This window comes from Azotobacter salinestris (assembly GCF_009363155.1).
Taxonomy (GTDB): domain Bacteria; phylum Pseudomonadota; class Gammaproteobacteria; order Pseudomonadales; family Pseudomonadaceae; genus Azotobacter; species Azotobacter salinestris.
The window spans coordinates 2,102,186-2,128,908 of record NZ_CP045302.1; the positions used below are offsets into that span (position 1 = coordinate 2,102,186).

Sequence of the window (26,723 nt, forward strand, 5' to 3'; positions counted from 1 at the left end):
GCCTCAGTCTTCGTGGAAATCGTGCTTGCGGTCGAGCTGATTCATCTTCCACACGTAGAAGGCGATCAGACCGAGGAAGCCGAAGATGGAACCCTGCTGGGCGAACCAGAAGCCGAGCGGGAAGCCGAAGAACTGTATGGCATTGAGCTGTTCGACGAACAGGATGCCGCAGCCGAACGAGATGAAGAACCAGATGGCCAGCAGTATCAACATCAACCGCAGGTTTTCTTGCCAGTAGGCCTGTGCGGCTTCTGGCCGTTTGGGGGACGACATGGGGCAGTACTCCTAATTGTTTTTGTTATGGCCTAGAGAAACTAGCAGGGCTGGCAAATCCCGCTTTAAGACTTTGGTATAGACGAAAGTCCCAGCAAAGAGCTTGACTAACCGAAACGCCTCTAGAACACAGCCTTGCGCCATTGTCCTTCCGCGCTCGACCGGGCCGGACGCTGCGGCTCGCCCTGCTTCGCGCTTATGATGCCCCGCTCTGCCGAAAAGGACTCTCCATGCGCCCGCTGTTCACCGCCCTTGGCGTCCTCCTGCTGCTGCTGATCGATACCCTGCTGATGATCGTCCCGCTGCTGCTGCTCGCCCTGCTCAGGCTGATCCTGCCCGGCCATCGCCTGCGGGCGCGCTGCGCGCAAGGCGTGATGTGGTGCGCCGAAACCTGGGCACGGATCGGCAAGCGGATCTTCGCCGGGCTCACCCCCACCGTCTGGGACATCCGCGGCAGCGCCGGGCTGCGGCGCGACCGTTCCTACCTGCTGGTGTGCAACCACCAGAGCTGGGTGGACATCCCCGCGCTGATGCAGGCCCTCGGCGGTCGGGCGCCCTTCTTCAAGTTCTTCCTCAAGCAGGAGCTGATCTGGGTGCCCTTCCTCGGGCTGGCCTTCTGGGCCCTCGACTACCCCTTCATGAAGCGCCACTCCAAGGCCTACCTGGAGCGGCACCCGGAAAAACGCGGCGAGGACCTGGAAATCACCCGGCGCGCCTGCGGGCGCTTTCGCGACACTCCGGTCACGCTGGTCAATTACCTGGAGGGCACCCGTTTCACGCCGCTCAAGCACGCCCAGCAGGCTTCGCCCTACCGCCACCTGCTGCGCCCCAAGGCGGGCGGAGTGGCCTTCGCCCTCGCCAGCCTCGGCCCGCAGCTGGATGCGCTGCTGGACGTCACCCTGGTCTATCCCGGTCCGCGCGTTCCCGGCTTCTGGGAGCTGATCAGCTGCCAGGTGCCGCGGGTGATCGTCGACATCCGGATCCGCGAACTGGACCCGGCCCTCTGGCAGGGCGACTACCAGAACGATGCAGACTTCCGCCAGTACATGCAGGCCTGGGTGACCCGCCTGTGGGAGGAGAAGGACGCGCACATCGGCCGGCTGCGCGGCGTCCCGGCCTGACCCTCAGCCACCCTGGCGCAGCCACTCGCGCAGCCCGTGGAGCAGCAGGAAATGCGCCGGATAGAAGGCATAGGCCCAACGCCGCAGCGCCGGCACCGGGAAGCCGGGCGCCAGTCGCAGCAGGGCCAGTCCCAGGGGCGCGGCGAAAAAACAGGCGAGGATCACCGAGAGGGCGAAGGGCTGCCCGAGCAGCGCATCGACATAGATCGGCGGCCAGTAATTGGCTACTACCGTCACCCCCGCCGGCAGCAGCCAAGCCCAGCACGGACGCTGCAGGGCGAGCAGAAAGGCGCCCGGCAGGAGCACGCCGAAGGTGCCGAACATCAGCCGCTCGTTCAGCGCCACCGCCAGCACCAGGGCGGCGACGGCGAGCAGGCGCTCGGCCGGCGGGCACGGGAGCGCGCCGTTGGCCAGCAGCAGACCGAGCGCCAGGGTCGGCAGCACGTTGAAGCTGTCCGGCGCGCCGACCAGCAGCCGGTACGGCCACTCGGAGAGCAGGGCGAAGACTAGCAACCAGCCGCAATAGCGGGCCAGGGCCAGGCGCCGCAGCGGCTCCGGACGGGGCCGAACCAGGTTGACGGCGAGAATCAGGCAGAAGAAGGGAAACGCCAGCCGGCCCGGCACATACAGCCAGATCTGCGCCGGCCAGACCAGGCGCAGATGGTCGAGCAGCATGCTGGCGAACGCCAGCCACTTGAGCAGATCGAGCGCCGCATCGCGTGCCACGGGCGACCCGGTGAGGGCTACCGGGCCTGCCGCCAGCCTCAGGGTCGGCACCGCCCGCCCGGCCTCACTGCTTCTGGTTGAGCTGCGACAGGCAGTTGCTGGAACTCTTGAGCAAGCGCTCCTGCATCGGCTCCGGCACCTGCTGCGCACCCTGCAGCTCGCGCAGCTCGGCACTGCTGAACTCGGCGGCAACGCGGTCGGCCGAGCACTCGCAGTAGCGCCTCGCCGGGCCTTCCTCATGCCGGGCCGTGGCACCGGTCAGACAATCGCGGATGAACGCCTCGCGGGCGCCGCCGGGCCACTCGCCGGCGACCGCCGGCAGGGCACCGGCGAGGGTCAGCAGGAAGACGGGCAGAGAGAGGGAACGCATCGCTGATCTCCTTTTCCTCTTCGGACGGGCCCGCAGAAGCGGACCTTGAAGTCATAGAAGATCATCGCCGGTTGCACAAGGCCGACGCCTCGCTTCGCCGCGGGCAACGCAGTGGGGAAATCTTCGCCATCAAGCCCTAAACTGCACGGGCATTCCAGCCAGGACACCCCATGCCCACCGCCTTGCCGCTCTCCCCCCGCACCGCCCGCCTGCTGCCCTGGATCATCGCCACCGCCCAATTCATGCCGATGCTCGACGGCACCATCCTCAACACCGCCCTGCCGGCGATGGCCCGGGATCTGGCCGAGGACCCGCTGCGCATGCAGTCGGTGGTGATCGCCTACATGCTCAGCGTGGCGGTGCTGATGCCGGCCTCCGGGTGGATCTCCGACCGCTTCGGCACCCACCGGGTGTTCCTCGGCTCGATCCTGCTGTTCACCCTCGGTTCGCTGCTCTGCGCGCTCTCCGACTCGCTGCTGCAACTGGTCGCCGCACGGGTGGTGCAGGGCTTCGGCGGCGCCCTGATGATGCCGGTGGGCCGGCTGGTGGTGCTACGCGCCTATCCGCGCACGGAGCTGGTGCGGGTGCTCAGCTTCGTCACCATGCCGGCGCTGCTCGGCCCGCTGCTCGGCCCGCCGCTGGGCGGCTGGCTGGTGGAGTACGCCAGCTGGCACTGGATCTTCCTGCTCAACCTGCCGGTCGGCCTGCTCGGCTGTCTGGTCGCCGTGCGCCTGATGCCCGACCTGCGCGGACTGCAGCGGACACGCTTCGATACTCCGGGCTTTCTGCTGTTCGGTGCCGCCATGCTGCTGATCAGCATCGCCCTGGAGGGCCTCGGCGAACTGCACCTGCCGCACGCCCGGGTCGTGTTGCTGCTGCTCGCCGGTCTGGCCTGCCTGGCCGCCTACTGGCTGCGCGCCACCTTCGCCGAGGAGCCGCTGTTCTCGCCCGGCCTGTTCCGCACCCACAGCTTCGCCATCGGCGTGCTCGGCAATCTGTTCACACGCCTGGGCAGCGGCGCCCTGCCTTTCCTCACCCCGCTGCTGCTGCAGCTCGGTCTGGGCTACTCGCCGAGCCAGGCGGGCATGGCGATGATTCCCGTGGCCCTGAGCTCGATGGCCATGAAGCCGCTGGCGCCCCGGCTGATCGAACGCCTCGGCTACCGTCGCGTGCTGGTCGGCAACACCCTGCTGATCGGCGCCCTGCTGGCCAGCCTGGCGCTGGTCGACGGCGATACGCCCTATGCGCTGCTGCTCCTGCATCTGGGGCTGATCGGCGCGGTGAACTCCCTGCAGTTCTCGGCGATGAACACCGTCGCCCTGATCGACCTGCCCACCCGCGACGCCAGCAGCGGCAACAGCCTGCTGTCGGTGGTGGTCCAGTTGTCCATGAGCCTCGGCGTGGGCATCGGTGCCGCCCTGCTCAGCGGCTTCAGCGCGGACGGAGCAGCCCAGGGCGGCTCGCTGCTCGCCGCCTTCCAGGCCACCTACGTCTGCGTCGGCCTGCTGGCGATGCTCGGCGCCACCCTGTTCTTCCAGTTGCGCCCCGAGGATGGCCGCCCCGGGCGCCGCCACGACGAACTGGCGGATTAGCGACTGGCAGGATCGACCGTTCCGTTCTTCACTGCTAGAGGGTTCGGCGAAGCCCACGGGGGCACCCTTGGCGGTGCCGGTACGGTCCCAGCTCCGCCCGACGATAGATCGAGCCAGCCTTGAGGAGTCAGGGGGAGCGCGTCATTCATGGCTTTGTCGGCATGTGGGGGTCAAGCCCCGAAAGGAACGGGCGGGTTCTTTCCGCGCTGGCGGATCTGTGTACGCCTGGCCCTGCTGCTGAGCCTGCTGCACGGCGCTCCGCCGGCCGTCGCCGGCCAGCAGGACGAACCCGCCGCCCTGCAGCTGGACGGCAGCAAGCAGCCGGTGGACCTGCGCCCCCACCTGCAGCTGCTGCACGACCCCGGTGGCCGGCTGCAGGTCGAGGACGTCATAGCCTACGACCAGGCGTTCGCCCCGGTGGCCGGACGCCGTGACCTGAACCTCGGCTATACCCGCGACACCGTCTGGCTGCGCCTGGATCTCGAATCGCGCGCGAAGGACGTCCGCGACTGGCAGATCGAGTTCCTCTATCCCTCCCTCGACCGCATCGAGCTGTTCGGTGCCGGCGAGGAACCCCTGCTGGGCGGCGACCAGGTGCCCGCCGAACAGCGCGACAGCCCCCACTTGTCGCCGGCCTTCAGCGTGCGCCTGGCCCCCGGCGAGCAACGCAGCCTGTACTTCCGCGCCCAGTCGAGCGGCACCCTGACCCTGGATGCGCAGATCTGGGAGAGCGACGCCTTCGCCCGCCACAGCCGGCAGACCCTGATGCTGCAGACCGGCTACGTGGCCATGCTGGTCGCCCTGTGCAGCTACAACCTGCTGCTGTTCCTCGCCCTGCGCGAGCGCAACTTCCTGCTCTACGTGCTGTTCGCCGCCAGCCTGGGCGGCGGCATGCTCGCCCACTCGGGCCTCGGCGCCCAGTACCTGTGGACCGCCGGCAGCGAGATGGACAATCGCACCCTGCCGTTCTTTCTCGCCCTGGCGATGGCCATGGGCACCCTGTTCACCCGCGAATTCCTCGATACCCGCCATGCCCTGCCGCGCTGGCACGACCTGCTCGGCCAGGCCTGCGCCGTGCATCTCGGCGTGACCCTGGGCACCCTGCTGCTGCCGGTCGACCGGGCGCTGCAGACACTCTCGGTAACCAGCATCGCCGGCATCCTGCTGCTGCTCGCCTGCGGACTGGCCGGCCTGCTGCGGGGCTCGCCGGGCGCGCGAGTCTTCGTGCTCGCCGAACTGGCCCTGATGGCCGGGGCGCTGCTCATGGCGCTGCGCAATCTCACCCTGCTGCCGAGCAACCTGATCACCGCCAACAGCGTCCAGCTCGGCTCGACGCTGGAGATGCTGCTGCTCTCCTTCGGCCTGGCGGCACGCCTGAGCGAACTCAAGCGCCTCAAGCTTGAGGCCCGCGAGGCCGTGCTGCGCAGCCAGCAGGAGGCCCTCAAGGTCCTGCAGGAACAGGAACGGCTGCTCGAACGGCGGGTGGCCGAACGCACCGCCGCCCTCGCCGAGGCCAACGCGCGCCTCAGCGCCATGGCCCTGAAGGATCCACTCACCGGCCTGGCCAACCGCATCGGCCTGAACCAGCGCCTGACCCAGGCCTGGCAACGCGCCCAGCGCAAGCAGGAACTGCTCGCGCTGATCCTGATCGACCTCGACGGCTTCAAGGCGATCAACGACCGCCATGGACATGCCGCCGGCGACCAGTTGCTACTGCAGGTCGCCGGCCGGCTGCAGGCCAGCGCCCGCACCACCGACCTGGTCGCCCGCCTGGGCGGCGACGAGTTCGTGCTGGTCTGCGAGGCCATCGGCTCCGAGGAGCAGGCTCACGCCCTGGCCGAGCGCATCCTCCACTCGCTCACCCAGCCGGTGCAGCTCGGCGAGGTGCAGGTCAGCCTGAGCGCCAGCATCGGCATCAGCATCTGCCACGGGCAGAGCCACGAAAAGCTGCTGCGCGAGGCCGACCAGGCGATGTACCGGGCCAAGGCCGGCGGACGCAGCCGCATCCACCGGGCCGACGTCGACCTGCCGCCGCACCCGGCCTACCGGCCGGGCTGAGACCTCTGACTCAGCGTCCCTGGCTCAGCGCCCCTGCCCGAACAGCAGCCGGCGCGCTTCGTCGGTGAGCAGCGCGCCGGGGTCGGCATTGACCTGCTCGGCCAGGGCATAGGCGCGCTGCACCGCCGGACGCGCGGCGATGCGCTCGAGCCAGGCGGCCATGTTGGGGAAGTCCTCGATACGCTGGCGCTGGCCCTCCCAGAGCCTGGCCCAGGGGTAGATCGCCATGTCGGCGATGGAGTAGTCGCCGGCCACGTAGTCGCGGCCCTGCAGCTGACGGTCGAGCACGCCGTACAGGCGCGCGGTCTCCTTCACGTAGCGCTCGATGGCGTAGGGAATCGGCTCCGGCGCATAGCGGACGAAGTGGTGGTTCTGCCCGGCCATCGGCCCCAGCCCGCCCATCTGCCAGTACAGCCACTGCAGCACCTGGAAGCGCGGGCGGGTTTCCCGGGGCAGGAAGCGCCCGCTCTTGTCCGCCAGGTACTCGAGGATGGCGCCGGACTCGAACAGCGCCAGCGCCTCGCCGCCGTCGTCCGGGGCATGGTCGACGATCGCCGGGATCCGGTTGTTCGGAGCGATTCTGAGGAACTCGGGGGCAAACTGCTCGCCCTTGCCGATGTGCACCGGGCGCAGGCGATACTCCAGCCCGGCTTCCTCGAGAAAGAGGGTGATCTTGTGGCCGTTGGGGGTGGTCCAGTAGTAGAGATCGATCATCGCGGTATCTCCTCAGCGGTGGGTGGCGCGCTGCACCGGCCCCTGGCGCTCCTCGCAGAAGGCCAGCAGGCGGCGGAACCAGTCGCCGGTCGGCGAATCCTCGGGCCAGGGCTGCTCGCCCAGCGTCCAGGCCCAGAAGAGGAAGCCACCGATCAGGAAGTCGGCGCCGGCCGGGGCCGCGCCGTCCAGCCAGGGCTGCCCCTGCAGCATGGCGTCCAGCGGCTGCAGCGCCCGCGCCAGCTGCGCCTGCCCTGCCTCGCGGGCGGCGAAGGCCTCCAGGGACATGCCCATCCTCTTCTCGCGGCTCTGGCGGAAGTAGTCGCGGTCGACCGGATCGATGCAGGCCATCACGCGCGGCACCAGCAGGCGGGCCAGCGCCGGAAGCAGGTCCTGGGCGCTCAGCCTGTCGATCAGCAGCAGACGGCTTTCGCCCAGCGCGCCGCCGAGCAGACCGGGCTGCGGATAATGCTCGTCCAGGTAGTGGAAGATCGCCAGGCTGTCGTGGACCGTGGTTCCGCCGTCGCGCAGTACCGGCACCAGCTTCTGGCCGGAGAAGGCCAGGGCCTCCTTGTCGGTGAAGCGCACCGGGCGGCTGACGAAATCCAGCCCCTTGTGTGCCAGGGCCAGGCGCACCCGCCAGCAATAGGGGGAAAACACCAGCTCGGGAGAGCTTCCGCAGAGTTCGTAGAGTTCGCGCATATCCATCTCCTTTTATCGGGACTTACCGGTCCAAAAGCAGGCGAAACATCACCTCAGGCAGCCCAGGGCCACCTCGATCGTCGCACGCAGGGCCTCGGGCGAGGCGCCTGCCTTACGCTGGGTACGCAGGCCGCTCATCACGCACAACAGATAGCCGGCCAGCACTTCCACATCGGCCGCCGCATCCAGCTCGCCGCAGGCCCGGGCGCGCTGCAGGGCCTCGACCAGCACCTGGCGCAGCCCCTCGATGCCGCTGCGCAGCAAAGAGGCGATCTGCGGATCGGCCTGGGAAAACTCGCTGGCCACGTTGGCCAGCATGCAGCCGCGCGGCGCCCCGCCATCGCACTCCTCTTCCAGGGCACAGAGCAGCCAGGCGTGCAGGAAGTCGCGCGGCGAGGACGCCGCCTGCAGGCGTTCGCGCAGCTCGCGGCGGCGCTGGGCGCAGTAGTGGCGCAGCGCCGCTTCGAACAGGGCGCGCTTGCTCGGATAGATCTGGTACAGGCTGCTCTTCGACAGGCCGGTCGCCGCCAGCAGGTCCTGCAGCGAGGTGGCTTCGTAGCCGCGCTGCCAGAACACCTGCATGGCCTGCTCGAGCATCTGCTCCGGATCGAAGGTACGGGGTCGTCCACGGGTCATCGGGTAAATTTAGGACCGGTCGGTTCACAAGTCAAACCGGCCGGCAAAGCCATCGCAGAGGAGACGCTGAATTGTGGGAGCGAATTTATTCACGATGCTCCTGATTTTGCCAATAATCGCCGACAAATCTGCTCCACAGCCCTGCTGGCAAGCAGCCGACTGGCGTTCAGCCGAAGACCTTGAAAAGGCTGGCTTGAGCCCTTTTCCGTGGACGGCAGGTGGTTGCCATCGACAATGCACAGTTGCCAGCCCGGCAGGCAGGACGTGCTACCCAGTCCCAAGACGACCGGCGCCAGCCGCTCGGCGCTGCCGCGCACCAACGCTCGCAACAACGCCGGCTCGGTGCGGCCGACCTTGTCGTACAGGGCCGTCACGGTCACCGGCAAGTTGTTCATCCGGCGCGCGGCGGCATGCAGCGAAGGGCGCAGCCCCAGGGAAGCCAGCGACATCAGCTCGACGACGGTGGAAAACAGCAGCTCCCGGAGATACTGGCGCTGCCGGTTGACCTCGAACACGTCGTCAACCCAGGCAGCCGGCATCGCCCGCTCCACCGCCAGAGGCGCCATGGCGCTGGCCGGTGCCTGCTTTTCGAATCGTGCCAGAACCTCGTCCCACATCACCTTGCCCCTCGCTGGTTTTCGGGAGGGGAATTTATGTAAAAACCTTGAAAGGGGGTGCCATTCAGAAGGTCCCGATGAACGTGCCGGCCGTGATCAGGAAAACCAGGGACAGAATGGGTACCAGAACCGCCACGACGGCAATATCCAGATAGGCCTGGCGGTGCGTCAGGCCGCAGATGGAAAGCAGTGTGATCACCGCGCCGTTGTGTGGAAGGGCGTCCAGGCCACCGGTGGATACCGCGGTGACGCGGTGCATCAGCTCCGGTGAAATGCCCATGGCCCGGCCCATGGCCATATAGGTGTCGCCCAGCGTGGCCAGAGCGATGCTCATCCCGCCCGAGGCGGATCCCGTCATTCCGGCCAGCACGTTCACGGCGATGGCCAGGGAGATCAGCGGGTTGTCGCCACCCACGGCGGTGATCCATGCGCTGATCGTTTCGAACGCTGCCAGCGAGGCGATCACGGAACCGAAGCCGACAAGGCTGGCAGTGTTGAAGATCGGAAGCAGTGCGGCGTTGGCGCCACTGTCGAGCGTTGCGGTGAGTTTCGGCAGCCGCCGCAGATGGGTGACGATCAGCACCACGATGGAGATCACCAGTGCCGCGATGACCGACCAGACCCCACGCACGGCGTCGATGGAGATGGCGCCATACTGCGGCTCGGCAAGGTAGTCCGTGTCCATGGCGGGAATCACCAGCGCGGTGAAGAGCAGATTCAGCACGATCACCAGCACGATGGGCAGGATCGCCAGCGGCAAGGGGGGCAGCCCCCGGGGCGCCTCCTCCGCCGGAACCTCCACCGGATCGAAGCCCTCCCTGGACGCGAGTTCGCGCAGGCTTTTGTCGATATTCAGGTTGTCCCCTCCGTGATCCCCGTACCGCTCGCCGGTTGCGCGTGCCTGGCCCGCCCGGTAGTTCAGCCAGGCCTGGCCCAGCACCAGCATCAGCAGCCCGGTGAGAATCCCGAGTCCCGGAGCGGCGAAGGGCGTGGTTCCGAAATACGGCATGGGAATCGCGTTCTGGATTGCCGGCGTGCCGGGCAGCGCGGTCATGGTGAACGTGAAGGCGCCCAGGGCGATGGTGCCGGGGATCAGCCGCTTGGGCAGACTGGACTGCTGGAACAGGGCCGCGGCAATGGGGTAGACAGCGAAGGCCACGACAAAGAGCGAGACGCCGCCATAGGTCATGATTGCGCAGGAGAGCACCACCGCCAGGATGGCCCTGGCCTCGCCCAGATGCCTGACGACCGCTTGTGCCAGCACTTCGGCGCTGCCGGAGTCCTCCATGAGTTTGCCGAAGATCGCACCCAGCAGAAACAGCGGGAAATAGCGGGCGATGAAATCCCCCGCCGCGCCCATGAAGACCTGCGTGTAGCTGGCCAGCAACGGCGTCTCCACCGAGAGCAGTGCCACCAGCGCACTCAGTGCCGGCGCCAGGATCAGCAGGCTTATGCCGCGATAGGCCAGATAGATCAGCAGCGCCAGTGCAATGACGATCGCGAAGATGCCGATCATTGCCCGCGGCCTTCCCTTGCGCCCGTGACCGGCCTCCGCTGGGGAGGGAGGGGGCGGAGGGCATCCCGGAACAGCTCGGCCAGATCGAAGGTGGAATGTTCGCCAATCGCGTTGAAACGCTTGTCCAGCCACTCACCGGCCCATGCGCGCCCCCGGTCGTGGAGCCGGGTGAGAAAACCCCATTCGGCGTTCATCTTGCTGGATGCGCTGAGCTCCTGGACTTCCTGCTCGACATGGATCAGGTGCAACCGCATCGCGCGATAGCTTTCCAGCTCCAGACCTTCGGCCTCGATCAACCGATGCAGCAAGTGGATAGAATGCAATTCCTTGATGAGGCTCGAATTGAAGGTGATTTCGTTGATCCGGTTCAGGATCTCCCTGGCGCTGACGGGCAGTTGCCGACGCACCATCGGATTGATCTGCACCACCACCAGATCGCGGCACAACTGGTCATCCACCAGCGGGTAGAGCGCCGGGTTACCGCTGTAGCCGCCGTCCCAGTAGGCTTCGCCGTCGATTTCCACAGCCTTGAAGGTGAACGGCAGGCAGGCGGAGGCCATGACGGTGTCCACCGATAGATGGGGCTGACGGAAGATGTGCGGGTGGCCGGTGCGGACATTGGTGGCTGTGACAAAGACCTTCAGCTTTCTGCAGGCGTTGACGCACCCGAAATCCACCTGCCTGGCGATCAGGTCGCGCAGTGGGTTGAAGCCGAAGGGATTGAGCCTGGCCGGCGGTATCAGTCGCGTAAGGCTCTCGAGGAACAGGTAGCTCGGCGAGCGATCCAGGTTGTAATTGCCGGTGAGCCGGTCCCAGAGAGTGCGCTGAATGGGTGAAAACCGCGCGGCGTCGCTTACCGCGCGCCAGAATGCACGAAGGGATTCGCGTGCGGCGTCACGGCCGCCGCGCTGCAGGCCGTCAGCCACGACGACGGCATTCATGGCGCCCGCGCTAGTGCCGCTGATGCCGTCGATTTCCAGGCGCTCGTCTTCCAGAATCCGATCCAGTACGCCCCAGGTCAGCGCACCATGCGCCCCACCGCCTTGCAGAGCGAGGTCGATGAGTTTGCGGTCGGTATTCGGCATGAGCGCTCCTGTCCCGACTCGAATACCCCTTTATGAATAGTAGGCTTTGCACAATGTACAAGGGTTCTGGCGCTATCCCGCGCCGCTCGCTGAACCGGAACATCGCCGCCAGGCATCCGGCACTACCCGGGCTGGCATGAAAACACGACTGCGCCGAACCCTCGAAGAGCTCGACGAGCACCAACTGCAGCATCGCCGGCCGGGCACACTGGCAGTGCCTGGCGCAATGCAGGCTACTTGCGTGACCTGGCGGGAAGCGACTCGCCCTGGCGAGGGCGATCGAAGAGTGCACGAAGCTCATTCTTGGCGGCTTCGAGGCATGCGCGCTGCTCCGCAGGGAGCTGGCTTCCGGCACGGTTGATGTAGAAGGTGAGCATCGACATCGCGGACCGGAAGGGCATCGACTTGCGACGCTGGCTGGCTTCCGCGGAGGCCTTGAGCGACTGGGCAATCGCGCGCGGATCGTCCCACGTAAATACGCCGGGCGCGAGATCCAGGGCATTGCTGTCCTGCGTGACCCGCTGAGACCAACGCTCCTGCTTGTCGGATGGGCGGTTTGGGTTGGGGGATGGGGCCATGGGGGTTTGATGGGTGCTTGGCGCCATCCCTTTCAAGGTCTTGCACGTTCCTGTCGGAAGATAGCCAAGGGAGTGAGGCCGATACCCGCTGGTAGGCAGCCGGTCGGCGCTCAGCCGAAGACCTTGAAAGGGCTGCTCCTTAGGCCATGAGCCTGCTTCGTAGAGAGTGCTCCAGCCCTCCGCATTCACTCGTCAAGTTCGAACGGTATCTGGAGCCCACCCGAGGTGAAAACTCGTATTCACAGGATTGGACCGAGTGTGGTGACGATCGTCCTGAAGCGATAGAGAAGAGTTTTCATGTTCCAGGTCGTCGGTATCGATGTCGCCAAGCACAGCTTCGACATCGCCACCCTGCAAACCAACGGCAAGTTCCGCACCAAGGGCAAGCTGAACAATGACGCGCAGGGCTTCCAGGTAGTCCACCAGTGGCTGAGCGAACACGCGCAGTCGGACGCCTGGATCGTGATGGAAGCGACCGGAACCTACCACGAGCCTCTCGCCGAACACCTGCATGGACTGGGCTACCGGATCTGTGTGATGAATCCCGCCCGGATCGCCAGCTATGCCAGGAGCGAATTGCAGCGAGTCAAGACGGACCGGCTCGACGCCAAGCTGCTTGTCAGCTACGGCCATCGTCATATGGACCAATTGCGCGCCTGGCAACCCGATCCTCCCGCGCTGCGTCGCCTGCGGGCGCTGGTGCGCCGTCTGCAGGATCTCAAGGAAATCGAGCAGATGGAGCGCAACCGCCTGGAGGTGTCGGATGCAAGTGTGCATTGCCGCCATCGCGGCCGGGCCGCTGGCCGGCGCTCACAGCCTTGCCAGCAGCTCGCTGGCGTTGCGGTACGGCAGACCGTGGGCCTCGGCCACGCTGGCACAGGTGAGCTGGCCGCGGGCCAGGTTGAGGCCGTCGCGCAGGTGCGGATCGTCCTCCAGGGCGCGGCGCACGCCCTTCTCGGCCAGGGCGACGACGAACGGCAGGGTCGCGTTGTTCAGCGCCAGGGTCGAGGTACGCGCCACCGCGCCGGGCATGTTGGCCACGCAGTAGTGCACCACGCCATCGACCACATAGGTCGGCTCGGCATGGGTGGTCGGGTGCGAGGTTTCGGCGCAGCCGCCCTGGTCGATGGCCACGTCCACCAGCACCGCGCCGGGCTTCATCCGCGCGACCATCTCGGCACTGATCAGCTTGGGCGCCGCCGCACCGGGGATCAGCACGGCGCCGATCACCAGGTCCGCCGCCAGCACCTGCTCGCGTATCGCCGCCCCCGTGGCGTGTAGGGTGGCGATGCGATTGCCGTACTGGGCGTCCAGCCGGCGCAGGGCGTCCAGGCTGCGATCGAGCACGGTGACGTCCGCGCCCAGGCCGACAGCCATGGCCACCGCCTGACTGCCCACCACCCCGCCGCCGAGGATCACCACCTTGCCGGCCGGCACGCCCGGCACCCCACCGAGCAGCACGCCGCGCCCGCCCTGGGCCTTTTCCAGGCAGTGGGCGCCGGCCTGGATCGCCATCCGCCCGGCGACCTCGGACATCGGCGCCAGCAGCGGCAGGCGGCCCTGGGCGTCGCTGACCGTCTCGTAGGCGATGCAGGTGGCGCCGCTGGCCAGCAGGTCGTCGGTCTGCACCCGATCCGGGGCCAAGTGCAGGTAGGTGAACAGGGTGTGGTGCGGGCGCAGGCGGGCGCGCTCCTCGGCCAGCGGTTCCTTGACCTTGACGATCAGCTCGGCGGCCTCGTAGAGCGCCGCACCGTCCGTGGCAAGGTGTGCCCCGGCGGCCCGGTAGTCCGTGTCGGTGAAGCCGATGGCGGCGCCGGCCTGGCTCTCGACCCAGACCTCGTGGCCGAGGGCGGTCAGCTCGGCCACCGAGGACGGCGTCAGGCCGACCCGGTATTCGTGGTTCTTGAGCTCCCTGGGTATCCCGATGCGCATGGCAGTCTCCTCGCCCGGCGGGCATTGCCTGTCGTTCCTCGACGGATTTCCTTCCACAACCCGACGCGCCGGTTTCATGGACCGGCTTCTTCAGTGTCGCAGGGAAACCGGCAGCCTGCAGAAGCCGGCGCCAGAGCGCTTTACGTCTTGCTCTCCCGGTCCCGGAGCAGCTGCAGCAATTCGATGGGTAGCGGAAAGACGATGGTCGAACTCTTGTCGCCGGCGATGGTGCCGAGGGTCTGCATATAGCGCAGCTGCATGGCGCCGGACTGGCGGCCGAGCATTTCCGCGGCCTGCATGAGCTTTTCCGAGGCCTGCAGCTCGCCCTCGGCATGGATCACCTTGGCCCGCCGCTCGCGCTCGGCCTCGGCCTGCTTGGCGATGGCGCGGATCATCGACTCGTCGAGGTCGACGTGCTTGATCTCCACGTTGGCCACCTTGATGCCCCAGGCGTCGGTCTGCACATCCAGCGCCTGCTGGATATCGCTGTTGAGCTTCTCGCGCTCGGCCAGCATGTCGTCCAGCTCGTGCTTGCCGAGCACCGCACGCAGGGTGGTCTGCGCCAGCTGGCTGGTCGCCGAGTGGTAGTCCTCGACCTGGATGATCGCATTCTGCGCATCGAGCACCCGGTAGTAGATCACCGCGTTGACCTTCACCGAGACGTTGTCGCGGGAGATCACGTCCTGGGTCGGCACGTCCAGCACAATGGTCCGCAGGTCGACCCGCACCATTTGCTGGATGCCCGGCACGATCACGATCAGCCCCGGTCCCTTGACCTTCCAGAAGCGGCCGAGCTGGAACACCACGCCGCGCTCGTATTCGCGCAGGATGCGGAACGCCGACAGCAAGAGCGCCACCAGCAGCGCCAGAATGAAGCCGAAACTTAGCTCGAAGCCCATGTCAGTCTCCTTGTGGATTAGGTTGCTCGGCCGCCGTCACCTCCAGCAGCAGTCCCTGGCGGGCCACCACGCGCACCGCCTGGCCGGGATGCAGTGGCTCCGGACTGCGTACCTGCCAGCGCTCGCCCTGCAAGTGCACCCAGCCGACCAGCGGATCGTCGGCCGCGACCGCGATCACTGCCGCCAGGCTGCCGATCAGTCCAGCGCCGCCGCTCTGCACCGCACGGTGACGTGCCTTGAGCGCCATGCTGACGATAAAGACGATCATTCCGGCGCTGACGACGGCCACGGTCAGGATCAGCGGCAGCGGGATGCCGAAGCCGGGCACTTCGGTATCGATCAGGATCAGCGCGCCGATAACGAAGGCGACCACCCCGCCGATGCCCAGCACGCCGAAGCTGGGCAGGAAGGCCTCGGCCGCCATGAAGGCGATGCCGAGCAGGATCAGACCGACCCCGGCGTAGCTCACCGGCAGCAGTTGCAGGGCGTAGAGAGCGAGGATCAGGCAGATGGCGCCGAGCACCCCGCCGAGACCGAAGCCGGGGCTCGAGAACTCGAAGAACAGCCCGTAGACGCCGAGCATCATCAGGATCAGCGCCACGCTGGGATTGGTGATCACCGCCAGCAGCCGGGTGCGCCAGTCCGGCTCGTGGTGGATCAGCTCGACGCCGGCGGTCTGCAGGGTCGCCATGCCGTCGGCCACCGCGTAGCGCTTGCCGTCTACCTGGCGCAGCAGGTCCGCCAGGTCGACCGCCTGGTGGTCGATCACCTTCAGCTCGAGGGCCTCCCGGGCGGACAGGCTGACCGCCTCGCGCACCGCCTGCTCGGCCCACTCGGCGTTGCGCCCGCGCAACTGGGCGAGACCGCGGATGTAGGCGGCGGCGTCGTTGATCTGCTTGCGGCTGAGGGCGTCGGCCGGCTCGCCGGTGGGCGCCGGCTCCTTGTCACCCTTGTCGTCCTTGTCCGCCGGTGGCGGCCGTCCGGGCTGCTGCGGCGGCGTACCGGGCATGCCGCCGATCTGCACCGGGGTCGCCGCGCCCAGATTGGTGCCCGGCGCCATGGCGGCGATATGGCTGGCATAGAGGATGTAGGTACCGGCGCTGGCCGCACGCGCGCCGCTCGGCGCCACGTAGCTGGCCACCGGCAGCGGACTGGCGAGGATCGCCTTGATGATCGCGCGCATCGAAGTGTCCAGCCCGCCGGGGGTGTCGATGCGCAGCACCACCAGCTGCGCACCTTCCTCCTCGGCGCGGGCCAGGCCGCGGATCAGGTAGTCGGCGCTGGCCGGACCGATCGCCCCCTCCACCGTCAGCACCGTGACCGGCGGGGAGGCGGCGAAAGCCGGCAGCGCGGCCAGCAGTAGCAACGACAGCGCCAGGGCCCGGCGCAGGCAACGGGCGGAAGCGGGCATGGGTTCCCCGACTGAGGCGTGTGGATGGGGAAAGGATAGACGAGGGGCTGTGTGGCCTGGGTGGTGACCTTGATTCAGTGCGCAAGCTGGGGATGTCGGCCCGTTCTCCAGGCGTCGTGCCGAGGAACGCGCGACGTCCGAACGCCGCGACCGAGGCCTCCCGTCCCACTCCCCCGCTGTCTACAATGACCCGCCCCCACCACCAGGCCGACCCCATGCCCTCGACCTCCCTCAGCCAGTCCCTTCGCCAGCTCTGGGCCCACCACGTCTTCAGCTACAGCCTGCGGGTGTTCATCGCCCTCACCGGCAGCATGGCGCTGTGCTGGACCCTGGGCCGCATGGATCTGCTCATCCCGCTGTTCCTCGGCATCATCGCCAGCGCCCTGGCGGAGACCGACGACAGCTGGGAAGGCCGCCTGCAGGCGCTGCTGGTGACCCTGGCGTGCTTCGCCGCCGCGGCCTTCGCCGTCGAGCTGCTGTTCCCCTACCCCTGGCGGTTTGCCGCCGCCCTGGCGCTGTCCAGCTTCGGCCTGACCATGCTCGGGGCGCTGGGCGAGCGTTATGCCACCATCGCCTCGGGCACGCTGATCCTGTCGATCTACACCATGATCGGCATCGACCAGCGCGGCGGGCCGCCGGTCGACCTGTGGCGCGAGCCCCTGGTGCTGGTCGCCGGCGCCGCCTGGTACGGCGTGCTCTCGGTGCTCTGGCAGGCGCTGTTCAGCACCCAGCCGATCCAGCAGAGTCTGGCCCGGGTGTTCCGCGAGCTCGGCCAGTACCTGAAGCTCAAGGCGTCGCTGTTCGAGCCGGTGCGCCATCTTGACGTCGGACAGCGCCGCCTGGAGCTGGCCCAGCAGAACAGCCGGGTGGTCGCGGCGCTGAACGCCGCCAAGGAGATCATCCTGCACCGGGTCGACAACGGCCGGCCGGCGCCGCAGGTGAACCGCTACCTGAAGCTGTACTTCCTCGCCCAGGACCTCCACGAGCGCGCCAGCTCCTCGCACTACCCCTACAACGCGCTGGCCGAGGCCTTCTTCCACAGCGACGTGCTGTTTCGCTGCCGCCTGGTGATCCGCCAGCAGGGCAAGTCCTGCCTGGCCCTGGCCCGGGCCATCGAGCTGCGCCAGCCGTTCGACTGCGTCGACCAGACCCAGGCCCTCGAAGACCTGCAGACCTCGCTGGCGCACCTGCGCCTGCAGAGCAATCCGGCCTGGCGCCACCTGTTGCGCTCGCTCGGTGCGCTGGCCGACAACCTCGTCCACCTCGACCGCCTGCTGCACGATGCGCGCAACCCCGACGCACTCGCCGACGCCCAGGACAGCAGCCTGTTCGACCGCGAGCCGCAGTCGCTCGGCGAGGCCTTCGGCCGCCTGCGCCAGCAGATGACCCCGGCCTCGCGGCCGTTTCGCCACGCCCTGCGCCTGGCCGTGGCGCTCTCCGCCGGCTACGGCCTGCTGCACCTGATCCACCCCACCCAGGGTTACTGGATCCTGCTGACCACCCTGTTCGTCTGCCAGCCCAACTTCGGCGCCACCCGCCGCCGGGTCCGCCAGCGCATCGTCGGTACCGTGCTCGGCCTGTTGGCCGGCTGGGCGCTGTTCGAGCTCTTCCCCAGCCTGCTGGTGCAGTCGCTGTTCGCGGTGATCGCCGGGGTGGTGTTCTTCGCCACCCGCGCCAGCCACTACACCCTGGCCACTGCGGCGATCACCCTGCTGGTGCTGTCCTGCTTCAACCAGGTCGGCGACAGCTACGGGCTGATCTGGCCGCGCCTGGTCGACACCCTGCTCGGCAGCCTGATCGCCGGCCTCGCGGTGTTCCTAATCCTCCCCGACTGGCAGGACCGCCGGCTGAACCGGGTGCTGGCCAACACCCTGGCCTGCAACGCCCGCTACCTGCGCCAGCTGATGCAGCAGTACCGCAGCGGCAAGCGCGACGACCTGGCCTACCGGCTGGCCCGGCGCGACGCGCACAACGCCGATGCGGCGCTGTCCACCACCCTCGCCGGGATGCTCATGGAGCCCGAGCATTTCCGCCGCGAGGCGGACGTCGGCTTCCGCTTCCTGGTTCTTTCCCACACCTTGCTGAGCTATCTCTCGGCGCTCGGCGCGCACCGCGAGCAACTGCCCGAGGCCGAATGCCGCCCGTTGCTCGACGAAGCCGCCGAGCGTCTGGCCGACAGTCTCGAGGAGATCGCCCGGGAACTCGCCGGCAGCCGCCCGGTGGCCATGCACAACGAGACCGAGCAGACGCTGCTCCAGCGTCTCGAGCAGTTGCCCGAGGAGCAGGACGACAGGCTGCGCCTGGTGCAGAACCAGTTGGCGCTGATCGCCGGCCAACTGATGCCGCTGCGCAGCCTCGCCGCGCCTCTGCAGCCGGGCCCGACACACTGACCTGCCGGCAGCCGGAGCCGAGCGTCCCGGCTGCCGGGCGTGCTCACGGCATTTCGCCCTCCCTGGCACGCTCGGCTATACCTGTTGCTGTTCCCCTGGGACATCCATCGCAGGAAAAACCCTATGAGCAGAGCAGCAGTAACAGCGGGCCTGGCGCTCCCCTTCACCCTGGCCTTGGGCTTGGCCGGCAGCGCCCACGCCGCGCCGGAGGACAGACCGACCAGCTACCATCCGGTGGTGATCACCGAAGACTTCGCCGCCATCAAGGAGCGCATGGAGCGCGAGAAGCCCAACCTGGCGCAGACCCAGCGGCGCCTGCTGGATGCGCGCTACGACCTCGCCGACCGCCCCGCCCCGGGCGTCACCATGAGCAAGGGCAAGCCGGTGCAGGGCGGCGTGCGGGTCAAGCTGCCGAGCGGCACCAACTGGGACGACCTGGGCCGGATGAGTCCCGAGGACATTCGCGGCAAGCACCTGTTCCCGGCCGGCTTCATGCCGCTGCCCCACCCCAACCACGCCGAGGGCGGCATGCTCTTCCCGCAGTTCGCCATCGACGAGATCAACAACCTGGAGCAGCGCGACCTGACCCGCTTCGACCTGGACTACGACCTGCCCGACCACTTCCTCCCCGAGTTCCCGGCACCGATCTTCCTCACCACCCGCCCGGACCTGGGCGACGTGTCGCAGGGCAAGCTGGTGAGCATCCGCAACTACTTCGAGCTGTTCAACGGCATCCTCAATCCCAAGCAGCTCGAAGGCCTGCGCCTGCTGGTCACGCCCTTCACCCAGCAGCAGTTCAACCCCACCGACGACCGCCGTAGCGAACATCCGCACCAGGGCGTGACCTGCCTGGACTGCCACGCCAACGGCCACACCAACGCCGCCACCCACCTGGTCGGCGACATCCGCCCGCAGGAAGCGCGCCACCGCCTCGACACGCCGACCCTGCGCGGGGTGAACATCCAGCAGTTGTTCGGCTCGCAGCGCGCGCTGAAGACGGTGGAGGACTTCACCGAGTTCGAGCAGCGCGCCGCCTACTTCGACGGCGACATCGTCATGGCCGCCAAGAAGGGGGTCAACGTGCTCGAGCGCGGCAGCCAGGTGCACTTCATGGGCGAGTTCCAGGCCCTGCTGGACTTCCCGCCGGCACCCAAGCTCAACGTCGAGGGCCGGCTGATCAAGGGCCAGGCCAGCGAGCAGGAGCTGCGCGGCGAGGCGCTGTTCCACGGCAAGGCCGCCTGCGCCGGCTGCCACGCGCCGCCCTACTACACCGACAACCTGATGCACAACCTGAAGACCGAGCGCTTCTTCGAGCCGCAGAACATCAACGGCCGCCTCGCCAGGGCCGACGGGCCGATCAAGACCTTCCCCCTGCGCGGCATCAAGGACTCGCCGCCGTACCTGCACGACGGCCGTCTGCTGACCCTGGACGACACCGTGGAGTTCTTCAACCTGGTGCTGCAGCGCGGCCTGACCGCGGAGGAGAAGGCCGACCTGGTGGCCTTCCTGCGCACGCTCTGAGGAGGCCGGGCGAGCAGACGCAAGACTTGCAGGCGCGCCCGGATCGCACTCCACTATCGGCCTCATGGCGCCGGCCGCATGCCGGCGCCCTCCGCCTGGCCGGACGCCGCCAGGCTTCCATTTCCCCCTGCCTTTCCGATACCTGCCGATGATGACCAAAGCCCACGTGTTACAGCTGATCCTCGCCCGCCTGGAGGACGACCTCGCCCTCGCCCGGCAGGCTGCGCAAGCCGCCCATGAGGCGGCGACCCATGAAGAAAGCCTCGCCGAGAACAAGTACGACACCCGCGGGCTGGAGGCGGCCTACCTGGCTGCCGGCCAGTCGCGCCGGGTGGAGGAGCTCCGCCAGGCCCTGAACCTCTATCGGAGTCTGCAGCTGCGCGCCTTCGATGCCGAACGGGGCATCGAGTTGACCGCCCTGGTGCGCCTGGTCGATGGGCAGGGGGAGGAGCAGACGCTGTTTCTCGGCCCGAACGCCGCCGGCCTCAAGGTGCAGGCCGGCGACCGGCAGGTGATGGTCATCACCCCGCGCTCGCCGCTCGGCCAGCGCCTGATCGGACGGAGCGAGGGGGATGAGATCGAGCTGACGCTGGCCGGGGCGAGTCGGTGCTACGAGGTGCTGGAGGTCGGTTGAAGGGCTCGGCCCGCCGTGGCCGGCGCACGCGCCCCGCACGCTCTCAGCGGCCGAAGGCTTTCATGATCCGCTTGACCAGCATGACGCCGGCCAGCACCAGGCCACCGGCGACGATGCCGACCAGCGCGTTCATCAGCATCGGCAGCAGCGCCGAGAGGATGCTGCCGACGGTCGGCAGGCCGTTGGTGGAGGCCTCCAGTCCGTGCAGCCAGTGGGCGAGGAACGGCAGGCCATGCACCAGGATGCCGCCGCCGACCAGGAACATCGCCGCGGTGCCGGCCACCGACAGGCCCTTCATCAGCCAGGGCGCCGCCGCCAGCAGGCCCTGGCCGAGACGGTTCGACAGCGCGCTCGGCTGGCGCTCCAGGTAGAGGCCGAGGTCGTCCAGCTTGACGATGCCGGCGACCAGCCCGTAGACGCCGACGGTCATGATCAGCGAGATGCCCACCAGCACCGCGACCTGACTGGTGAAGGCGGCCTGCGCCACGGTGCCGAGGCTGATGGCGATGATCTCGGCGGAGAGGATGAAGTCGGTGCGCACCGCGCCCTTGATCTTGTCCTTCTCGAAGGCGACCAGGTCGATATTCGGATCGACCAGCGCGGCGGTCAGCTCGGCGTGCTCGGTCACGTCCTCGGCGGCGCTGTGGGTCAGCTTGTGCGCCAGCTTCTCGAAGCCCTCGTAGCAGAGGAAGGCACCGCCCACCATCAGCAGCGGGGTGATCAGCCAGGGCGCCAGGGCGCTGATCAGCAGCGCGGCGGGCACCAGGATCGCCTTGTTCAGTAGCGAACCCTTGGCCACTGCCCAGACCACCGGCAGCTCCCGCTCGGCCTGCACGCCGGCGACCTGCTGGGCGTTGAGGGCAAGATCGTCGCCGAGCACGCCGGCGGTCTTCTTCGCGGCGAGCTTGGTCATCACCGAAACATCGTCGAGCAGGGTGGCGATATCGTCGATCAGGGTCAGCAGACTGCTACCAGCCATGGAGGAACTCCTTGTGGGGGATGGCCAGGAAGGTTGACGGGCCTGGCACGGGCCGTCAGTAAAGCAGGTCGGCAAGAGGCGGCAAAGATGGCCGGAGAAAGCGGAGGGGATTTTGCCGACTGCTCCGAAAGGCCCGACGGAATGCCGGGCCGGCAGGGGGTGAACTTCTCCCGAGGACCGAACCGCGCCTCGGAACGGCAGCGCTCCTGGCTATCAGTGGACGGCGTAGGTGGGCAAACGGAGGCGGCTCTGGCTCTGCAGCCTGGCGACCATCGGCGCCTTGCCGGCCTCGATGGCCAGATCGCGCTGTATGGCGCCGATCAGCCAGTCGAGCTGCAGGCTGTTCTGCATCTGAGTGGGAGACAGGGCTCGGCGCATCACCGGGTGCTCGTCCTGCTGCAAGGTGAAGAGCAGGCTGCCGTCCGGACGCTGCTCGAGGAGAACATCGTATTCGGGAAAGGCAGCGATAAGGGTTTCTTCTATCTGCTTCATGGGCTACTCCCTAATCATATGGTCCCGCGGCGGAGAGAAACGGCAGGTTTCATGCCAAAAGGCAATTACCCTATGAATCAATGAGTTGCGGAAAAAACCCTAGAAGCACATCCTGCAAAATGCAAGAAAACGCCCAAGCACAACGTGCATTTTGCAGGGTGGAGAGAGCGGACTCAGCGGCCCGCCAGGCTGCTCTGCCCGGGTAGATCGCGCCAGGTCAGGTAGACGCGCAGGTCGAACTCGAGCTGGTGGTACCCCGGCAGCATGTGCTCGCAGAGCTGGTAGAAGGCCTTGTTGTGGTCGAACTCGCGCAGGTGCGCCAGTTCGTGTACCACGATCATGTTGAGGAACTCCGGCGCCGCCTCGCGGAACAGCGCGGCCACGCGGATCTCCTTCTTCGCCTTGAGTCTGCCGCCCTGCACCCGCGAGACTGCGGTATGCAGACCGAGGGCGTTGCGCAGCACGTCCAGCTTGCTGTCGTAGAGCACCTTGTCGATGCCCGGCGCGTTGCGCAGGTACTGCTGCTTGAGGTCCATGGTGTAGGCGTACAGCGCCTTGTCGCTCTGCACGGCATGGCGGTCGGGGTAGCGCCTGGCCAGATAGTCGCCCAGGCGCTCCTCGGCGATCAGCCGGCGGACCTGATCCTGCAGATGGGGCGGGTAGGCGGCGAGGTACTTGAGCGGGGTCATGCTGGAGCCTTCCTCGATTGCACAGGCGATGCGGCAAGAGCGCCTTCCCGGGCGGCGTCAGCCCCGCAGCCTACCAGCATCCGGGCCGCAGGCCCATCGGACAGCCGGCCACCACGGCAGGCCCGCCCCTATCCCAATGGCCGGCCGCATCGCCGCCAGCTTCGAGAACGGCTATCCCGATCCCGGCGACAGATCACTTAAGGACACTTAACAAAGTATTTGACCAAGGCTTTTTTAGCAGAATACGCTTAATATCACTTATAAAAATGCACAATCACTTGAAATGAATGCCGTGACCCAGGAAGAGCGCCTCGCCGTCATCGTCAACCTGCTGGAGCGCCAGCAGCGCATCACCCTGGATGAGATCTGCCGGCACTTCGGCATTTCCCGCGACTCGGCGCGGCGGGACCTGATCAGGCTGACCGAGCAGCCCCGCTTCCAGCGCATCCGCGGCGGCGCCCGCCTGCTCACGGTGGCCAGCGAACCGCTGCCCTTCCAGCAGCGTCCACGCAACGGCACCAAGGTCGCACTCGCCAGGCGCACCCTGGAAGTGCTCCAGCCCGGCGCCAGCCTGTACCTGGACGCAGGCAGCACGCTGCTGGAACTGGCCCGGCTGCTCGCCGCCCAGCCCCGCCCCTTCACCCTGGTCAGCGCCGCGCTGGATGCCCTGCAGCTGCTGAGCCAGAACCCGGCACTCGGCCTGCATGTGCTGGGCGGGGAGTTCGATCCGCTGCAGCGCATGATGCTGGGGGCGGAAACCGAACGGCAGCTCGGCCAGTTCCGCCTGCAGCACGCCGTCATGGGCATCTGCGCCCTGAGCGAGCACGGCCTCAGCGCTCCGACGGCCGCCGAGGCCACTCTGAAACGCCGGGCGATCGCCCAGTCCGAGCACCTGATCGCAGTCGGCAGCGCCGCCAAGTTCGACACCCAGCAGCTGCACCAGGTCTGCGAGCTGGCCCGGCTGGATTTGCTGGTCTGCGATGCCATGCCCGCCGGGCCGCTGCGCCAGGCGCTCGCCGACCTCGAGATTCCGATCCTCACCCTGGAGGCCCCCGTTGATTAAGACCGCCGTGATCGGCTACGGGCTGTCGGCCCGCATCTTCCACCTGCCCTTCATCCACCACCAACCCGAGCTGCAACTGGTGGCCATCAGCAGCAGCCAGGAACAGCTGCGCCAGGATTACCCACGGCTGCAGCATTACGCCGATGGCAGCGAGCTGATCGCCCACAGCGATGCCGAGCTGGTGATCATCACCTCGCCGAACCACAGCCACTATCCGCTGGCCCGGCAGGCCCTGCTGGCCGGCAAGGACGTGCTGGTGGAGAAGCCCTTCGTGGTGACGGCGGCGGAAGGCGAGGAACTGCTGGCCCTGGCCGCACGCCAGCAGCGGATTCTGGCGGTCTATCACAACCGCCGCTTCGACGGCGACTTCCTGACCCTGCAGCACCTGCTGCGCGGCGGCCAATTGGGCGAGATCCGCCATTTCGAATCCCACTTCGACCGCTTCCGCCCGATCCCGCGCGCCCGCTGGCGCGAGCAGGCCGTTCCCGGCGGAGGCATCCTCTACGACCTCGGCCCCCACCTGATCGATCAGGCGCTGCTGCTGTTCGGCCCGCCCGAAGCCATTACCGCCCGTTGTCGCCGGTTGCGCGCCGGCGCCGAGGCCACCGACTACTTCCATCTGCAGCTGCACTATGCGGACAAGGAGGTGGTGCTGCATTCGAGTCCGTTCTGCGCCGCGCCCACCCCGCGCTTCGTGCTGCAGGGCACCCTGGGCAGCTACCACAAGTACGGGCTCGATCCGCAGGAGGATGCGCTGCGCGCCGGCGCTGCGCCGGGCGGCCCGGACTGGGGCCTGGAGGCGGAAAGCCAGCATGGCCGCCTGTACACGGAGCAGGAAGCCTGCACGCTGCCAACCCTGGCCGGCAACTACCAGCTGTTCTACCGGCAACTGGCGCAGGCCTTGCAGCGGCGCCTGCCGCCGCCGGTGACGCCTGCCGACGCCCTGCTGGGCATCCGCCTGATCGAGCTGGCCTGTCGCAGCTACGAACAGGGCCGCACCCTGGAGGTGAGCCGATGAGCCCGTCCGAGCTGCTGGAGCAGGAGGCGCAGTTGCGCCTGCCCGCCTTCGACCTGAGCGGAGCCTGGCAGCTGGGCCGGCACCTGCACCGGCTCGCGACCGCCGCCCAGGCCCCGGCCGTGCTGGAGATCCATGCCTACGGGCGCATCGTCTTCAGCGCCGCCCTGCCCGGCTCCAGCGCCGACAACCACGACTGGGTCCGGCGCAAGCGCAACACGGTGCTGCGCTACGGGCACAGCTCGATATATCTGGGGGAGTACAACCGCAGCAAGGGGCGGGAATTCGAAACCCAGCCCCATATCGATGCGCGGGAATATGCGGCCCACGGGGGCAGCTTTCCGCTGCGCCTGGGTAACGGGGAGCTGATCGGCGCCCTGACCCTGTCCGGCCTGCCGCAGTGGGACGACCACCGGTTGGTGGTGGAGGCGCTGCAGGCCTGGCTGAAGGAAGACCGGCCCGCCTAAAGCACGAGGCCCGCGCGAAGCGGGCCTCGTGGGACACTCCGGGGCTCAGTTGACCTTGGCGGCCAGTTCGCCCTTGGCATAGCGCTGGAACATGCCTTCCAGGGAGATCGGCTTGATCTTCGAGGCGTGGCCGGCGGTGCCGAAGGCTTCGTAGCGGGCGATGCAGATGTCGCGCATGGCCTCGACGGTCTTGGCCAGGTACTTGCGCGGGTCGAACTCGCTGGGGTTCTGGCCCATGAAGCGGCGGATGGCGCCGGTGGAGGCCAGACGCAGGTCGGTGTCGATGTTGACCTTGCGCACGCCGTACTTGATGCCCTCGACGATCTCCTCGACCGGTACGCCGTAGGTTTCCTTGATGTCGCCGCCGTATTCGTTGATCACCTTCAGCCAGTCCTGCGGCACCGAGCTGGAGCCGTGCATCACCAGGTGGGTGTCGGGGATGCGCTTGTGGATTTCCTTGATGCGGTCGATGGCGAGGATGTCGCCGGTCGGCGGCTTGGTGAACTTGTAGGCGCCGTGGCTGGTGCCGATGGCGATGGCCAGGGCGTCGACCTGGGTTTCCTTCACGAAGCGCGCGGCCTCTTCCGGGTCGGTCAGCATCTGGCTGTGGTCCAGGGTGCCCTCGGCGCCGACGCCGTCTTCCTCGCCGGCCTGGCCGGTTTCCAGGCTGCCCAGGCAGCCCAGCTCGCCCTCCACGGACACGCCGCAGGCATGGGCGAACGCCACGGTCTGCCGGGTCACGCGCACGTTGTACTCGTAATCGGCCGGGGTCTTGCCGTCTTCCTTCAGCGAGCCGTCCATCATCACCGAGCTGAAACCGAGCTGGATGGAGCGCTGGCAGACGTCCGGGCTGGTGCCGTGGTCCTGGTGCATGCACACCGGGATGTGCGGGAACTCCTCGATGGCGGCGAGGATCAGGTGGCGCAGGAAGGGCGCACCAGCGTATTTGCGCGCGCCGGCGGAAGCCTGGACGATCACCGGCGAATCGGTCTTGTCGGCCGCTTCCATGATGGCGCGCATCTGCTCGAGGTTGTTGACGTTGAAGGCCGGCACGCCGTAGCCGAATTCGGCAGCGTGGTCCAGCAGCTGACGCATGCTGATAAGTGCCATCTTTCTACTCCCAGTGATGATCGTTGGATCGCTGCCCGGCTGGCCGCGGGGGCACAGCCAGGGTCAAGAATTTCGGATAGCGCGCCCGTAGGAGCGAGCTGATCGTTCCCACGCTCCCGCGTGGGAGCCATCAAGA

25 protein-coding genes and 2 pseudogenes are annotated in these 26,723 nt (G+C 67.6%); 10 read left to right on the forward strand and 17 right to left on the reverse strand.

All coding sequences use genetic code 11. The features are described from left to right. Positions 1–3: 3 nt before the first annotated feature. Positions 4–273 (reverse strand): DUF4212 domain-containing protein, encoded by a 270-nt coding sequence (locus GCU53_RS09860; RefSeq protein ID WP_152387456.1) that lies wholly within the window; start codon positions 271–273, stop codon positions 4–6. A gap of 230 nt (positions 274–503) precedes the next feature. Between GCU53_RS09860 and GCU53_RS09865 the strand changes: the two genes are divergently transcribed. Next, positions 504–1,394, forward strand: coding sequence for an acyltransferase (locus GCU53_RS09865; protein WP_152387457.1), 891 nt, complete (start codon positions 504–506; stop codon positions 1,392–1,394). A gap of 3 nt (positions 1,395–1,397) precedes the next feature. On the opposite strand, the gene GCU53_RS09870 is transcribed toward GCU53_RS09865, so the two are convergent. Next, on the reverse strand, positions 1,398–2,120 hold the full coding sequence (locus tag GCU53_RS09870; protein WP_280115873.1) for a TraX family protein: 723 nt from the start codon (positions 2,118–2,120) through the stop codon (positions 1,398–1,400). A 64-nt stretch (positions 2,121–2,184) separates the two neighbouring features. Further along, complete coding sequence (locus GCU53_RS09875; protein WP_152387458.1) at positions 2,185–2,490, reverse strand: hypothetical protein; 306 nt, start codon at positions 2,488–2,490, stop codon at positions 2,185–2,187. A 170-nt stretch (positions 2,491–2,660) separates the two neighbouring features. On the opposite strand from GCU53_RS09875, the gene mdtD reads away from it, so the two are divergent. Together mdtD and GCU53_RS09890 are read left to right on the forward strand one after the other, a co-directional pair. Next, positions 2,661–4,082, forward strand: coding sequence for a multidrug transporter subunit MdtD (mdtD, locus tag GCU53_RS09885; protein WP_152387460.1), 1,422 nt, complete (start codon positions 2,661–2,663; stop codon positions 4,080–4,082). A gap of 147 nt (positions 4,083–4,229) precedes the next feature. Then, the gene (locus GCU53_RS09890; RefSeq protein ID WP_152387461.1) at positions 4,230–6,140 is read left to right on the forward strand and encodes a diguanylate cyclase; all 1,911 of its coding nucleotides are present in this window, start codon (positions 4,230–4,232) and stop codon (positions 6,138–6,140) included. A 24-nt stretch (positions 6,141–6,164) separates the two neighbouring features. Here GCU53_RS09890 and GCU53_RS09895 read toward each other — a convergent pair whose 3' ends face one another. The 7 genes and pseudogenes from GCU53_RS09895 to GCU53_RS09925 form a co-directional block, all read right to left on the reverse strand. Beyond that, the gene (locus tag GCU53_RS09895) at positions 6,165–6,854 is read right to left on the reverse strand and encodes a glutathione S-transferase N-terminal domain-containing protein (protein ID WP_152387462.1); all 690 of its coding nucleotides are present in this window, start codon (positions 6,852–6,854) and stop codon (positions 6,165–6,167) included. Between the two features lie 12 nt (positions 6,855–6,866). Next, positions 6,867–7,553: a glutathione S-transferase N-terminal domain-containing protein gene (locus GCU53_RS09900; RefSeq protein WP_244307099.1), complete on the reverse strand. Its 687-nt coding sequence runs from the start codon at positions 7,551–7,553 to the stop codon at positions 6,867–6,869. Positions 7,554–7,601: 48 nt separating this feature from the next. Next, the gene (locus tag GCU53_RS09905; RefSeq protein WP_152387464.1) at positions 7,602–8,189 is read right to left on the reverse strand and encodes a TetR/AcrR family transcriptional regulator; all 588 of its coding nucleotides are present in this window, start codon (positions 8,187–8,189) and stop codon (positions 7,602–7,604) included. A gap of 170 nt (positions 8,190–8,359) precedes the next feature. Next, positions 8,360–8,755: pseudogene (locus GCU53_RS09910) on the reverse strand (IS4 family transposase); the annotation flags it as partial. A 115-nt stretch (positions 8,756–8,870) separates the two neighbouring features. Then, positions 8,871–10,322 carry a GntP family permease gene (locus GCU53_RS09915; protein ID WP_152387465.1) on the reverse strand — a complete coding sequence of 484 codons (1,452 nt, stop codon included), beginning with the start codon at positions 10,320–10,322 and terminating at the stop codon, positions 8,871–8,873. Then, positions 10,319–11,407, reverse strand: a complete 1,089-nt coding sequence (locus GCU53_RS09920) for a patatin-like phospholipase family protein (RefSeq protein ID WP_152387466.1) — start codon at positions 11,405–11,407, stop codon at positions 10,319–10,321. Before GCU53_RS09920 ends, GCU53_RS09915 begins: the two co-directional genes overlap by 4 nt. Positions 11,408–11,640: 233 nt before the next feature. After that, the gene (locus tag GCU53_RS09925; protein ID WP_152387467.1) at positions 11,641–11,985 is read right to left on the reverse strand and encodes a DUF3175 domain-containing protein; all 345 of its coding nucleotides are present in this window, start codon (positions 11,983–11,985) and stop codon (positions 11,641–11,643) included. Between the two features lie 297 nt (positions 11,986–12,282). Here GCU53_RS09925 and GCU53_RS09930 point away from each other — a divergent pair. After that, a pseudogene (locus tag GCU53_RS09930) lies at positions 12,283–12,678 on the forward strand (IS110 family transposase); the annotation flags it as partial. Positions 12,679–12,795: 117 nt separating this feature from the next. Here the strand turns inward: GCU53_RS09930 and ald are convergent. The 3 genes from ald to GCU53_RS09945 form a co-directional block, all read right to left on the reverse strand. Beyond that, complete coding sequence (gene ald, locus GCU53_RS09935; RefSeq protein WP_152387468.1) at positions 12,796–13,917, reverse strand: alanine dehydrogenase; 1,122 nt, start codon at positions 13,915–13,917, stop codon at positions 12,796–12,798. 140 nt (positions 13,918–14,057) lie between these two features. After that, positions 14,058–14,816, reverse strand: coding sequence for a slipin family protein (locus GCU53_RS09940; RefSeq protein ID WP_152387469.1), 759 nt, complete (start codon positions 14,814–14,816; stop codon positions 14,058–14,060). 1 nt (position 14,817) lies between these two features. Next, positions 14,818–16,227, reverse strand: coding sequence for an NfeD family protein (locus GCU53_RS09945; protein WP_152387470.1), 1,410 nt, complete (start codon positions 16,225–16,227; stop codon positions 14,818–14,820). Positions 16,228–16,442: 215 nt separating this feature from the next. Here GCU53_RS09945 and yccS point away from each other — a divergent pair, with 215 nt between their 5' ends. The 3 genes from yccS (at position 16,443) to GCU53_RS09960 (ending at position 20,772) form a co-directional block, all read left to right on the forward strand. Then, positions 16,443–18,617: a YccS family putative transporter gene (gene yccS / locus GCU53_RS09950; protein WP_152389846.1), complete on the forward strand. Its 2,175-nt coding sequence runs from the start codon at positions 16,443–16,445 to the stop codon at positions 18,615–18,617. Positions 18,618–18,740: 123 nt separating this feature from the next. Continuing rightward, positions 18,741–20,138 carry a cytochrome B6 gene (locus GCU53_RS09955; RefSeq protein ID WP_152387471.1) on the forward strand — a complete coding sequence of 466 codons (1,398 nt, stop codon included), beginning with the start codon at positions 18,741–18,743 and terminating at the stop codon, positions 20,136–20,138. Positions 20,139–20,289: 151 nt separating this feature from the next. Further along, the gene (locus GCU53_RS09960; protein WP_152389847.1) at positions 20,290–20,772 is read left to right on the forward strand and encodes a GreA/GreB family elongation factor; all 483 of its coding nucleotides are present in this window, start codon (positions 20,290–20,292) and stop codon (positions 20,770–20,772) included. Between the two features lie 43 nt (positions 20,773–20,815). Here GCU53_RS09960 and GCU53_RS09965 read toward each other — a convergent pair whose 3' ends face one another. The 3 genes from GCU53_RS09965 to GCU53_RS09975 all read right to left on the reverse strand — a co-directional run bounded on the left by GCU53_RS09965 (position 20,816) and on the right by GCU53_RS09975 (position 22,932). Continuing rightward, positions 20,816–21,751, reverse strand: a complete 936-nt coding sequence (locus GCU53_RS09965; RefSeq protein WP_152387472.1) for a DUF808 domain-containing protein — start codon at positions 21,749–21,751, stop codon at positions 20,816–20,818. Positions 21,752–21,964: 213 nt separating this feature from the next. Continuing rightward, a complete protein-coding gene (locus GCU53_RS09970) occupies positions 21,965–22,243 on the reverse strand; it encodes a DUF3509 domain-containing protein (protein WP_152387473.1) in 279 nt (92 codons plus the stop codon). Between the two features lie 173 nt (positions 22,244–22,416). After that, entirely contained in the window at positions 22,417–22,932 is a 516-nt protein-coding gene (locus GCU53_RS09975) for a YgjP-like metallopeptidase domain-containing protein (protein WP_152387474.1), read from the reverse strand. 283 nt (positions 22,933–23,215) lie between these two features. Between GCU53_RS09975 and GCU53_RS09980 the strand changes: the two genes are divergently transcribed. The 3 genes from GCU53_RS09980 to GCU53_RS09990 are packed head-to-tail and all read left to right on the forward strand — an operon-like array spanning position 23,216 to position 25,477. Beyond that, positions 23,216–23,995 (forward strand): DeoR/GlpR family DNA-binding transcription regulator, encoded by a 780-nt coding sequence (locus GCU53_RS09980; protein WP_152387475.1) that lies wholly within the window; start codon positions 23,216–23,218, stop codon positions 23,993–23,995. Continuing rightward, positions 23,988–25,013 (forward strand): oxidoreductase, encoded by a 1,026-nt coding sequence (locus tag GCU53_RS09985; protein WP_244307101.1) that lies wholly within the window; start codon positions 23,988–23,990, stop codon positions 25,011–25,013. Before GCU53_RS09980 ends, GCU53_RS09985 begins: the two co-directional genes overlap by 8 nt. Further along, positions 25,010–25,477: a heme-degrading domain-containing protein gene (locus tag GCU53_RS09990; RefSeq protein ID WP_152387476.1), complete on the forward strand. Its 468-nt coding sequence runs from the start codon at positions 25,010–25,012 to the stop codon at positions 25,475–25,477. The genes GCU53_RS09985 and GCU53_RS09990 overlap by 4 nt, the downstream gene beginning before the upstream one ends. A gap of 45 nt (positions 25,478–25,522) precedes the next feature. On the opposite strand, the gene fba is transcribed toward GCU53_RS09990, so the two are convergent. Beyond that, positions 25,523–26,587 carry a class II fructose-bisphosphate aldolase gene (gene fba, locus GCU53_RS09995; protein WP_152387477.1) on the reverse strand — a complete coding sequence of 355 codons (1,065 nt, stop codon included), beginning with the start codon at positions 26,585–26,587 and terminating at the stop codon, positions 25,523–25,525. Positions 26,588–26,723: the final 136 nt, after the last annotated feature.

Excerpts from the sequence above, each read along its gene's own strand:
- GCU53_RS09860 (WP_152387456.1), bottom strand. The coding sequence starts at position 273 with ATGTCGTCCCCCAAACGGCCAGAAGCCGCACAGGCCTACTGGCAAGAA.
- fba (WP_152387477.1), bottom strand. The coding sequence starts at position 26,587 with ATGGCACTTATCAGCATGCGTCAGCTGCTGGACCACGCTGCCGAATTC.
- GCU53_RS09890 (WP_152387461.1), top strand. The coding sequence starts at position 4,230 with ATGGCTTTGTCGGCATGTGGGGGTCAAGCCCCGAAAGGAACGGGCGGG.
- GCU53_RS09900 (WP_244307099.1), bottom strand. The coding sequence starts at position 7,553 with ATGCGCGAACTCTACGAACTCTGCGGAAGCTCTCCCGAGCTGGTGTTT.
- GCU53_RS09955 (WP_152387471.1), top strand. The coding sequence starts at position 18,741 with ATGAGCAGAGCAGCAGTAACAGCGGGCCTGGCGCTCCCCTTCACCCTG.
- GCU53_RS09925 (WP_152387467.1), bottom strand. The coding sequence starts at position 11,985 with ATGGCCCCATCCCCCAACCCAAACCGCCCATCCGACAAGCAGGAGCGT.
- GCU53_RS09980 (WP_152387475.1), top strand. The coding sequence starts at position 23,216 with ATGAATGCCGTGACCCAGGAAGAGCGCCTCGCCGTCATCGTCAACCTG.
- GCU53_RS09945 (WP_152387470.1), bottom strand. The coding sequence starts at position 16,227 with ATGCCCGCTTCCGCCCGTTGCCTGCGCCGGGCCCTGGCGCTGTCGTTG.
- GCU53_RS09990 (WP_152387476.1), top strand. The coding sequence starts at position 25,010 with ATGAGCCCGTCCGAGCTGCTGGAGCAGGAGGCGCAGTTGCGCCTGCCC.
- mdtD (WP_152387460.1), top strand. The coding sequence starts at position 2,661 with ATGCCCACCGCCTTGCCGCTCTCCCCCCGCACCGCCCGCCTGCTGCCC.
- ald (WP_152387468.1), bottom strand. The coding sequence starts at position 13,917 with ATGCGCATCGGGATACCCAGGGAGCTCAAGAACCACGAATACCGGGTC.
- GCU53_RS09975 (WP_152387474.1), bottom strand. The coding sequence starts at position 22,932 with ATGACCCCGCTCAAGTACCTCGCCGCCTACCCGCCCCATCTGCAGGAT.
- GCU53_RS09865 (WP_152387457.1), top strand. The coding sequence starts at position 504 with ATGCGCCCGCTGTTCACCGCCCTTGGCGTCCTCCTGCTGCTGCTGATC.
- GCU53_RS09905 (WP_152387464.1), bottom strand. The coding sequence starts at position 8,189 with ATGACCCGTGGACGACCCCGTACCTTCGATCCGGAGCAGATGCTCGAG.
- GCU53_RS09920 (WP_152387466.1), bottom strand. The coding sequence starts at position 11,407 with ATGCCGAATACCGACCGCAAACTCATCGACCTCGCTCTGCAAGGCGGT.
- yccS (WP_152389846.1), top strand. The coding sequence starts at position 16,443 with ATGCCCTCGACCTCCCTCAGCCAGTCCCTTCGCCAGCTCTGGGCCCAC.
- GCU53_RS09875 (WP_152387458.1), bottom strand. The coding sequence starts at position 2,490 with ATGCGTTCCCTCTCTCTGCCCGTCTTCCTGCTGACCCTCGCCGGTGCC.
- GCU53_RS09940 (WP_152387469.1), bottom strand. The coding sequence starts at position 14,816 with ATGGGCTTCGAGCTAAGTTTCGGCTTCATTCTGGCGCTGCTGGTGGCG.
- GCU53_RS09965 (WP_152387472.1), bottom strand. The coding sequence starts at position 21,751 with ATGGCTGGTAGCAGTCTGCTGACCCTGATCGACGATATCGCCACCCTG.
- GCU53_RS09970 (WP_152387473.1), bottom strand. The coding sequence starts at position 22,243 with ATGAAGCAGATAGAAGAAACCCTTATCGCTGCCTTTCCCGAATACGAT.
- GCU53_RS09895 (WP_152387462.1), bottom strand. The coding sequence starts at position 6,854 with ATGATCGATCTCTACTACTGGACCACCCCCAACGGCCACAAGATCACC.
- GCU53_RS09960 (WP_152389847.1), top strand. The coding sequence starts at position 20,290 with ATGACCAAAGCCCACGTGTTACAGCTGATCCTCGCCCGCCTGGAGGAC.
- GCU53_RS09915 (WP_152387465.1), bottom strand. The coding sequence starts at position 10,322 with ATGATCGGCATCTTCGCGATCGTCATTGCACTGGCGCTGCTGATCTAT.